The organism is Dyadobacter sp. HNCC25DJ185, from assembly GCF_056895195.1.
On record NZ_JBXHAR010000010.1, the window covers coordinates 88,204 to 99,658 of the forward strand.

Below are 11,455 nucleotides of genomic sequence, written 5' to 3' on the forward strand. Positions count from 1 at the left end.
ATAAGCAAGAGGCTGTTTATGATTTTGAAGGATATTTGTCTAATCCTAAACCCATAACTTTTTAAAGGACAATGCAGGAATTTGCCGATTTTGCTGAAAGCCATTCATTGGTTTCAGATTTGTTTAAGCAGCCGCTCACCAGCGAGGGATGGGAGCAATACCGCCTCAGTGCAGAGCAGGTGGAATTTTTTAATGAGAACGGGTATCTTGCCAATATCAAAGTTCTGGACGATTGGCAAGTGGACGCGCTCAACAGGGAATTGGAGGAGATCGTTGACGTGTCGCACCCGAAGCACGGGCTTTTTTATGAATTCCATTCCAATGAATCAAGTGACCCCAATGCGGTATTGCTGCATGCACTGGGCGCCTGGCGCGTCACTGCCGGCTTTCACGATACGCTCTGGAACCCAGCATTTGTAATGGCAGCGAGCCAGTTGCTGGGCAATAAAGCAGTGCGTTTCTGGCACGACCAGCTGTTTTGCAAGCCTGCGCTTCACGGTGGTGTGGTGGCCTGGCACCAGGACTACTCTTACTGGACACGTACCTTGCCAATGAACCACCTGACCTGCTGGACGGGCCTCGATGATGCCAACATTGAAAACGGGTGTCTTTACTACATACCGAAAAGTCATCGCTGGGGACTGCTGGACAAGCCTGAGCTTGCCGGTGATATGAATGGTCTGATGGATTACCTCACCGAAGAACAGAAGGCCGAATTCAAGCCCATACCAATTGAAATGAAAAGAGGTTATGCCACATTCCATCATCCGCTGATGGTGCATGGCTCTTACGAGAATAAGTCCGAACGTTCCAGAAGGGCGTTTGTTTTGAATGTATTCGGCGACGGAACGGTTTCGGATACGGACAGCGTATTGTTGGACGGCGTCCCCCGAATTCCCAAAGGAGAGAAAATGCAGGGGCAGTTCTTCCCGCTTTTGTTTGACCCGAGTTAAGGGCAAAATAAATAGGGTACCGGAAAATCCCGTACCCTATTCCAACTCACCCCTAACAAATTATATTTTTGTTGTCAGCTCAATCACCTGAGGCGACAATTGTAGCATTTTTTGCATCGTACTCCTTCTTGCAAATCTGACCATAACCGCAGCAGCCTCTGTCCGGGGTTCTGCCACCTTAGTCTGGCCATATCGCTGCATGAATTCCATCGGCCCAGATTGTACGAACCAAATTGCCGGTTATAGCCCGCTACTGCCTGTCGCCAGGCAACGGGAAGGCTAATCAGATTTGTCCATATTGGCCTGCTTCTAATGGATCAGAGAGTTGAAAATCGTATTGTGAAATACAGTCTTTTGCTTTGTCAGAACGATGACCGGATGGGGCGTCAACATCGTTAAAGCTCCGAACTTTCAGGCGTCGGCCAGTTTCGGGAAACCGGAACGGACGCAATATGCGGCGGGACTGAAAAGGTTTGTCATAGATGAGGGCTTTGTTTTTAGCTAGTTAATTGTAATTCAAAGTAATCGTTTTCTCCGGCTAGTTGGGGAGGTTATAGATAAAAGGGAAAGAAACGTCGACAGATTCCACGTTTTTACCGGTACGAGAGCCCGTGAACAGACGTGCCAGTCCTGGATTATAAAAGGATTAAACGAAGAAGTAATATATTAATCCCTATTAACTCTATACTACTATGTGTTAAATTGCGTGGTATTTCTACGCCTTTAGAAAAAATATGAAGTGGTTTTCCTGCTGTCTTTTTTTCACGCTGCTGCAATTCATTTCAGTCTGTTCCTTCGCGCAAAACAGACCTTTTCATTTTAAGCATATCTCGGCCGAAGACGGGCTTCTCGACAATCACGTCAACTGTATCTTTCAGGATAAAAGGGGCTTTATCTGGATCGGTACCAACGGTGGCCTGAACCGGTACGACGGGCACGAATTCAGGGTTTATAAAAACGAAGAGAAAAACAGGAACAGCCTCAGCAATGACGTGGTAGCCAGTCTTGCCGAAGATCAGTCGGGGAATATCTGGATCGCGACCAGCGGTGGAGGATTGAATCTCTTTGACCGGAACAGCGGAACATTTAAAAGCTATGTTCACCAGGAGAACAATACCCGGAGCATTGCAGGCAACTACATTACCAGGATCGTTTTTGACAAACAGGGGAAACTGTGGCTGGCAACTACTGCTGGTCTTGATGAATTTGATCCCGTCAAAAGAATCGTCATCGCCCATTTTAAGTCTGATGCACACAACGGAAACAGCCTGAGCGATAATATTATCAATACGGCCTTTTGCGATAGCCGTGACAATATCTGGGTTGGTACAGCTAACGGCCTTAACCTGTTGGACCGGAAAACCGGGTCGTTTAAGAGGTTCATAGCAAGCATCGGTTCAGCAGCTTCACTTTCTGGAAACCACGTGAAATGCATTTACGAGGACAGCAAAAACAGGTTATGGATTGGCACTTATGGCAGCGGCTTAAACCTTTATCAGCCGGAAAATGGGACGTTCCGACATTTCAAAAACAATCCGGATGACCCTGCATCGATCTCCCACAATAACATTACCAGCATTAATGAGAGCCGGGGAAGTATCTGGGTAGGTACCGAAAACGGCGGCTTGAACGTTCTGAATACCGAAAAATGGACATTTGCCGCCTATGTCCACGACGAGATAGACCCCAGCAGCATTGCCGGGAACTCGGTCGATTACATTTACAAAGACAGGCAGGACGATTTGTGGCTGGGAATATACAGCGGGGGTGTCAACATTTACACGAACCCCGTTGGCTTTGAACACTTTCGGCATAATTCGTCGCCGGGCAGCCTTTCGCACGATTTCGTTCTTTGCTTTTATGAGGATACGAAGCGGAATATGTGGATCGGCACGGATGGCGGCGGCCTGAATTTTTTTGATAAGGGAACACGAAAATTCACGGCATACCGGAAGAAAAAAACGGGGAACAGCGTTTCTGGCGATTATGTCCTGGCACTTGTCGGTGATCGTGACCACAGGCTCTGGATCGGCACTTGGGGGGAGGGAGTAAGCATTTTCGATCCCGTCACCCGGCAGTTTAATGTGATCAGGCACCAGCCGGGTGTTGCCAATTCGCTTCGGAACGACAATGTTTATGCAATTGCCCGAACGACCGATCAGCAAATGTGGCTGAGCACTTACGGGGAAGGCCTCGATGCCTACGATCCTGTGCGCAAGGTCTTCAGGCACTATTCCCACGAGCCTGGTAACCCGAAAAGCCTCTCCGACGATAATGTCAACTGCCTGCTGACAGACCGGAAGGGTAATCTGTGGCTGGGGACGGGAATCGGCGAGCTGAACCGTTACGATCCTGCCACTGATTCTTTTGTTGTTTACGAACTGTCGGAAAACAAGCAACTGTACACCAGTTCTATCAATAGCCTGATCGAAGATCAGCGAGGCATTTTGTGGATATGTACCTTGACGGGCGTGGTCCGATTCGACCCTTCGACGGGTAAATGCAAAAAATATACGACCGAGCAGGGGCTGATCAATAACGTGGCCGAAGCGATTGTGGAAGACGAAAAGGGCATGCTTTGGATCAGTACCGTAGACGGGCTGTCCATGTTTGATCCCAGGCTCGGAAAATTTCAGAATTACTCAGTAGAATATGGGCTCCAGGGTAAAGAATTCAAGCAAAAATCGGCTTTCAGGGATAGTGATGGCAACTTGTATTTTGGGGGCGCCAATGGTTTCAATCAATTCAATCCCGGGCAGGTACACCATGGTTCGGGCGGGTTTCCGATTGTCATTACCAATTTCAAGATATTTAATCGTGACATTACGGCGATAGCCAGTCAGGGGAGGGCGGTTTTACCCAAAGAAATATCTGAAACGCATTCCCTCACGCTATCGTACGACCAATCGTTTATCTCCCTGGATTACGCCGCCCTGGATTTCGCATCTTCCCGCAGAAATTACGCCTATCTGCTCGAAGGATTTGATCGGGAATGGAACTACGCGGGCGGCAAAAATACGGCTGTATATACCAACCTGCCTCACGGAACATACGCATTCAAAGTCAGGGCCCAGAATATTTCCGGTGACTGGATTGACGCAGATCACGACCTGACCATCATCATTACCCCGCCGTTTTGGCTGACCTGGTGGTTTATGATATTGACGGTTGTTTTTACAGCCTGCTCTGTTTACCTGCTCTACCGGTACCGTGTCAATGCGATTATCAGCCAAAAAGCAGAGCTGGAAAAACTGGTGGACGAGCGGACAGCGTTGGTGCAGAAACAAGCGGAGGAATTGCACGCCCAGTCGGACCACCTGTACGCGCTCAACGAGGAGTTGCAATCTCAATCCGAAGAACTGCGGGTACAGGCCGAAGAACTCCATGAACAACACGAACAGGAGCAGCTGGCCCGTGAAGAGGCTGAACGCGCGAACCAGGCTAAAAGCATTTTTCTGGCAACAATGAGTCATGAGATACGAACTCCCATGAATGGGGTGATCGGTATGACAGCCTTGTTGTCCGAAACCGAACTGACAGAGGAACAGCTCGAGTATACCAGGACAATCACGAATAGCGGGGAAACGCTGGTGAGTGTGATCAATGATATCCTGGATTTTTCGAAAATAGAATCCGGTAAAATCGATCTGGAAGAACGCGAATATGAACTGCGCCCCGTGATGGAAGAATTGATGGACCTGTTTGCATTGCAGGCGTCCAGGAAAAATATTGACCTGCTGTACCAGATCGATCCCGCGCTGCCCGAATACCTGGTTGGCGATAGCATGAGACTGAAGCAGATTTTGACCAACCTGATCAACAATGCCCTCAAATTCACGTCGGAGGGTGAAGTTTATGTGGAGGTAATCAAGTACTCGGATCCTTTGGATGGCCAGATCGGCATTGGTTTCAATGTAAAAGATACCGGCATCGGTATCCGTGCCGACAATCTTTCTAATCTTTTCCAAGCCTTTTCTCAGGTTGACTCTTCTGTGAACAGGAAATACGGCGGGACTGGCCTGGGGCTGGTGATCAGCGAACGCCTGATCAAACTCATGAACGGCGAAATTGGCGTGGAAAGCGAATATGAAAAGGGGTCGTCATTCCATTTTTACATTGTTACCAAATTCAGCGACAGGAAAGCGGCTGAGGTGATCGAAACGGATAACCTGCTCCGGATCAAAGGTAAAGCCGTACTCGTGATCGACGATAACCGCAGGAGTTTACAGATTATGAAGAATTATCTGGACCAATGGCAGCTCCTGCCCATTCTCGCGCTGTCTGCTGCGAAAGCCCGCAAGGCTTTGGAACAGGATAAGCGTATCGAGCTGATCCTTGTCGATGCGGATATGCCCGAAGAAGACGGCCTTTCGTTTGTCCGTTCTGTTAAAAAAGAGGGGGCCACGCTTGGCGTGATTTTGCTGAGTACTGCCCGAGACGATGCCAGGACGAAATTCCCAGGATTGATATCGGATATCGTCATCAAACCCGTTAAAAAATCGGTTTTACTCAAAGCAATCTATGGAGGACTGACCAACCAGGTGCGTGTGCATGCGGAACCAGGGGCAGAAACAAGGCTATTGGAGGAAAATTTTTCATTGGATTATCCTCTCCATATCCTTGTTGCCGAGGATAATCTGGTTAATCAGAAGTTTATCGAATATGTGTTGAAGAAAATGGGATATGGGGCCGATGTGGTTAGCAACGGGTTTGAAGTATTGGATAGACTTGCCACAGATCGTTACGACGTGGTGCTGATGGACGTGCAAATGCCTGACATGGATGGTCTGGAGGCTACGAAGCAAATCCGGCAGCAGTACGGAGCTTCTCCCTATATCGTGGCGCTGACCGCCAATGCCATGATCGAGGACAGACAAAACTGTCTGAGTATCGGGATGAACGATTATATGTCCAAACCGATGCGGCTGGAAGTGATCAAGGAAGTCCTCAGAAGAGCCTTTCAAACAATCCACCATGTACAGCTGGATTTGTAGTTGGAGCTTTGGAATGGATCTTCTGTCTGCGCACTGGTATCAGGCCAAGGAACGGGGCCGCAGGATAAGCTGCCGCCAGAGTATGATGCAGGTTAAAAGGTCTTTCATTTAAAACATCAAAATCAACATCTAAACTAGCAAATACATGAGCCAGATCAGAAAAGAAGACATTAAACAGGAAGTTTTTGACCTTTACGACGACTATGCGCACGACCGGATCGACAGACGGAATTTCATGCAGAGCTTGTCGGCATATGCCGTGGGCGGCGTGACCGTCGCGTCGTTGATGAGCTTTTTAATGCCTGATTATCAAGGTGCTATTCAGGTACTGGCCAATGATCCCAGGTTAAAATCCGACTACATCAACTATGATTCCCCGAAGGGCGGTAAAACGATCAAAGCGTTATTGTCTAAACCGGAAGGAGCGGCTGGCAAGCTGGGTGGAATTGTGGTGGTGCATGAAAACCGCGGCCTGAACCCGCACATCGAGGATGTGGCCAGAAGGGCGGCCCTGGCGGGATTTATCTCAATCGCACCGGATGCCCTGACACCATTGGGCGGTTATCCCGGCAATGATGATAAGGGAAGGGAACTTCAGAGCAAGCGCGACCGCAATGAAATGTCAGAGGATTTTATCGCCGCCTTTGAATATTTGAAAAACCATCCAGACTGTAACGGAAAAATAGGCGTCGTGGGTTTTTGCTTTGGCGGAGGGATCGCAAATATGATGGCTGTCAGGATTCCCGAGCTGGCAGCTTCGGTGCCTTTTTATGGGGGACAGCCCGCAACCGAAGATGTCCCGAAAATAAAAGCTCCGCTTCTCCTGCACTACGCCGGTCTGGATACCCGCGTGAACGAGGGCTGGCCGGCTTACGAAAAGGCCTTGAAAGAGAACCACAAGGAATACACGGCCTATATATATCCGGACGTGAACCATGGGTTTCACAATGACACGACACCCCGCTACGACAAGCCTGCTGCGGAATTGGCATGGAAGCGCACGATCGATTTTTTTACCGAAAAACTGAAATCGTAAAAGCCGGGCAGGGTGAGGCGCCTGGTCTTTCGTCATGGTGATATGCGTATGTAAAAATGCATGCACAAACCTTTAAAAAAATGAACATCAAAAGCCTGCTGTCGGCACTCGTCATGGTATTGATCAGCCAAGTGTCCTTCGCGCAAAAAGGAAAACAGCTTTTCCCGCAAACGCCTGGGATGGTTTCCTACACTTACCGTGCCAGTCTTTCCAAAAATACTGCAGCTACATTGGACACGCTTAAAATGCTGGGGATTAAGGATATGGAGTTTTCCAGCCTATTTGGGAACACCGCAGCCGACCTCAGGAAAATGCTGGACGAGCGCGGGATACTTTGTTCGTCCTTCGGAGTGAGCTACGATGACGCGTTGAACAAAACACAAGAAGTTGGCCAAAATGCCAAAACGTTGGGCGCCAAGTTTGTGCGTGTGGCCTGGGTACCTCATAAAGGGCCTTTCACCGTCGAGATGGCAGACAAAACCATTGCCGATTTCAATGCGATCGGGAAAAAGCTGAAAGACGAATTCTGTCTGAGTTTTTGTTACCACAACCACGGTTACGAATTTGAAAAATATGAGGACGGCACGCTGATGGATTACATCATCCAGAAGACAGACCCGACTTATGTTAACTTCGAACTGGATGTGCTGTGGGCATTTTTCCCTGGCGGAGATCCCGCAGGTCTGCTCAAAAAATATCCCAGGCGTTTCAAGCTGATGCACATGAAAGACCTGCGCAAGGGTGTAGAAGGAAATTTATCGGGAGGTACCCCGGTTACCAATGACGTTGCATTGGGGACTGGCCAGCTGGACATCCCTGCGATCCTGAAAGCTGCCCAGAAGTCTGCGATCGAGCACTATTACATCGAGGATGAGAGTCCCAGCTACGCGGTGCAGGTGCCGCAGACCATGGCATATCTGAAAAGCCTGAAAAAATAAAGGCAGGAACCGGCGTGAGGATTTTCCCTCTAAAAGCCCTGCAAAATAATTACTTCTGATTTTGCCGATCAAGGCGGAAATTTGGCTAACTAGTACTATACAAATTATTAATAGAAAAATATTTATTCTCTGTGTGGTCAGACAGTAAATGGATCTGTAATGGTTTCGTTTCACCGGAAAAGCCGATTTCAAAATGAAGACAATTTTTATGCTGGCACTGATGCTGCCCGTGCTTGCCCTGGCGCAGCCTTCCGCACTTCAGACGGGTTTTCAAACACCGCCTCATGCAGCCAGGCCCCGCGTGTGGTGGCACTGGATGAACGGGAATATTACCAAAGAAGGGATTGCCAAAGACCTGGAATGGATGGACCGCGTGGGGATCGGAGGTTTTCAGAACTTCGATGCGAGCCTTTTTACGCCGCAGATAACTGCCAGGAAGCTGGTATTCATGACACCGGAATGGAAAGACGCCTTTAAGTATACCACCGATCTTGCGAAAAAATTTCATTTGGAAATGACCATTGCGGCGTCTCCCGGCTGGAGCGTGACGGGCGGGCCCTGGGTCCCTGCAAGTGATGCTATGAAAAAATATGTCTGGACAGAAACGTACGTAACGGGTGGCCAGGCGTTCCCGGGAAAACTTCCGCAGCCTTCCAACACCACAGGCGCCTTCCAGAACATACCCATGGGTGCAAGTACGCTGGGAGGCCCTGCCGGGCCGCTTCCCACTTATTATGCCGATGCAAAAGTGATTGCCTACCGCTTGCCAGCAAACGAGAAATCGTTCACTGCCCTTAATCCAAAGATCACATCCAGCGGCGGCACATTCAGTCTGGCCGACCTGACGGACGGTGACCTTGCGAAATCGACTTTGCTGCCGCCGGCGGAAATCGGGCAGGATATGTGGGTGCAGTATGAATTCGAGAGCCCTCAAACGGTGAAAGCTTTTACAATTGTAGGAGCGAGCAGCGGCGGGGCGTTGGCGGAATTCACAGGTTCGCCCAATAACAGGGTGTTGAAAGTCAGCGACGACGGGGTGAATTTCCGGGATGTAGTGACCATCCAAGGCAGCACCGTACCTCAGAAGACGATGAGCATAGTACCCACCACGGCGAAGTATTTCCGGTTTGCATTCAAAACGCTCGCGCCCCAGGGCAACCCCTTCGCCGAAATGTTCGGGGGCCGTCAGGGCACGCCCAAGCCGGATGGAGTTCAGGTGGCCGAGATTGTGCTCTATAACACCGATAGAGTGGATTTGTTTGAAGAAAAGGCCGGCTTTAGTCCCTGGAAAGAAAATACACATACCCTGATCAGGAAAGACGCTGACGCCATTCCAATACAGGATGTGATCGACCTTACCTCGAAGATGAATGCAGACGGTACGCTCAGCTGGGCAGCCCCGGCGGGCAACTGGGTGGTGCTCCGCCTGGGCTACTCCCTCACCGGACGGCAGAATCACCCGGCTTCCCCGGAAGCTACCGGGCTGGAAGTGGATAAGCTTGACCAGGCTGCCGTGAGTAAATACATTGAAACCTACCTGGACATGTACAAGGATGCTACCGGCGGGCAAATGGGCGCAGAGGGGTTGAGTAATATGGTTCTGGATAGCTACGAAGCGGGACACATGACCTGGACCTTGGCAATGCCCGAAGAATTCAAAAAGCGCCGGGGATACGACCTCCTGCCGTGGCTGCCGGTACTGACCGGCAGGGTGGTGCAGAGCGGGGAAGCCAGCGAAAAATTTCTGTGGGATTACCGTAAAACCATTGGCGAGCTGATCGTCGAAAACCACTATGAAGTGATCGGCGATGCACTGCACGCACGCGGCATGAAACGGTATACCGAGTCGCACGAAAACGGGCGGATTTTTCTCGCCGACGGAATGGACGTGAAACGCCGAGCCGATATACCGATGTCCGCCATGTGGACGCCCGGCAGCCTCGCAGGGGGTGCAGACGAAGAAGTCAGGAGCGAGGCAGACATAAGGGAAGCCGCTTCTGTGGCGCACATTTACGGACAAAATCTGGTTGCCGCCGAATCCATGACCTCGATAGGCAATGCGTTCAGCTGGCATCCGGAGAAGCTGAAACGTACCGCGGACCTTGAAATGGCCTCGGGTCTGAACCGTTTTGTCATACATACCTCAGTTCATCAGCCATTGGACGACAAAAAGCCGGGCTTCTCGCTCGGGCCGTTCGGGCAATATTTTACCAGGCAGGAAACCTGGGCCGAACAGGCGAAAGTCTGGACGGATTACCTGAGCAGGAGCTGCTTCCTTTTGCAGCAGGGCAAGCCGGTGGTCGACGTCTTGTACTACTATGGAGAAAACAATAACATTACCCAGGTATTCGCCCGGAAACTGCCCGATGTCCCGGCGGGATACGAGTACGACTTTGCCAATGCCACCGTCCTGAAGGGCGCTATAACCATCAAGGACAGCAAAATCGTTACACCGAGCGGGCAATCGTACCGTTTGATGGTATTGGATTCAACGGCTAAAAACATGACGCTGCCCGTATTGAAAAAGCTTGGCGAATTGGTAAAATCGGGCATGAGGGTGGCCGGGACAAAACCTGAAAGGACGCCGAGCCTCACCGACGATGCCGCCGAATTTACCGCATTGGTTAACCGGATATGGGGTAATCCCAATGTTTCTTCAAAACCATTGGAAACCGTACTGAGTGAAATGGGCATCAAAAAAGATGTAGATATTTCGGGTGCAAAAGCAAAGATTCTCTTTGTTCACCGTCAGACGGCCGATGCCGACCTGTATTGGCTGGATAACCGTAGCGAGAACCCCAACGAAGCGGTTGTAAGCTTCCGCGTGACCGGGAAAGTACCGCAATTATGGAATCCCGAAACGGGCAAAACGGAGAAGGTATCGTACCAGATCAAGGACGGGCGCACCATTGTGCCTTTGAAATTTGAGTCCTGGGGGGCATATTTTGTTGTTTTTGAGGGCAAAGCAACTGTTGCTGCTTTTACAAAACCGGCTATGAGCGAAACCGAAGTCGCCAAGGTAAAGGGTGCCTGGAAACTGACTTTCCAGGAGGGTAGGGGCGCACCGCAGCAAGCGACATTCAATACACTGGCATCTCTTTCTGAAAATGCGGATCCCGGTATCAAATACTTTTCCGGCACGGCCACTTATCAGAATACCATCGAATTGCCAGCGGTGGGCAAAAATGCATCATACATCCTAGATCTCGGAGATGTAAAAAATATCGCCGAAGTGGCCGTCAATGGCAAAAGTGTGGGGACTGTCTGGAAAAACCCCTTTAAAATTGATATCACACAGGCGCTGAGGTCAGGGAGCAACGAGGTGGTGGTGAAAGTCACAAACCTTTGGGTGAACCGTCTGATCGGCGATGCCCAGCCGGGCGTTACCCAGAAGTTCACATTCACAACGATGCCTTTTTACAAGCCCGACTCCCCTTTGCTGCCCTCGGGGCTGCTAGGCCCTGTGAGGTTGCTGGAAGCCAGGGCCAGATGACAGCTTCATCCTGTACACCATTCAACACAGGAAAGCCACGT

General features: G+C 50.1%; 5 protein-coding genes. All 5 read left to right on the top strand.

The annotated features are described in order from the left end of the window. The first annotated feature begins 71 nt into the window (after nt 1-71). The 5 genes from AC1XUF_RS25765 to AC1XUF_RS25785 all read left to right on the top strand — a co-directional run bounded on the left by AC1XUF_RS25765 (nt 72) and on the right by AC1XUF_RS25785 (nt 11,414). On the top strand, nt 72-953 hold the full coding sequence (locus tag AC1XUF_RS25765; RefSeq protein WP_483344740.1) for a phytanoyl-CoA dioxygenase family protein: 882 nt from the start codon (nt 72-74) through the stop codon (nt 951-953). Between the two features lie 734 nt (nt 954-1,687). Then, nucleotides 1,688-5,947, top strand: coding sequence for a hybrid sensor histidine kinase/response regulator (locus AC1XUF_RS25770; RefSeq protein WP_483344741.1), 4,260 nt, complete (start codon nt 1,688-1,690; stop codon nt 5,945-5,947). A gap of 145 nt (nt 5,948-6,092) precedes the next feature. Continuing rightward, nucleotides 6,093-6,983, top strand: coding sequence for a dienelactone hydrolase family protein (locus tag AC1XUF_RS25775; RefSeq protein ID WP_483344742.1), 891 nt, complete (start codon nt 6,093-6,095; stop codon nt 6,981-6,983). An 80-nt stretch (nt 6,984-7,063) separates the two neighbouring features. Beyond that, nucleotides 7,064-7,921: a sugar phosphate isomerase/epimerase family protein gene (locus tag AC1XUF_RS25780; RefSeq protein ID WP_483344743.1), complete on the top strand. Its 858-nt coding sequence runs from the start codon at nt 7,064-7,066 to the stop codon at nt 7,919-7,921. Between the two features lie 193 nt (nt 7,922-8,114). Continuing rightward, nucleotides 8,115-11,414, top strand: a complete 3,300-nt coding sequence (locus AC1XUF_RS25785) for a glycosyl hydrolase (protein WP_483344744.1) — start codon at nt 8,115-8,117, stop codon at nt 11,412-11,414. Nucleotides 11,415-11,455 lie beyond the last annotated feature (41 nt).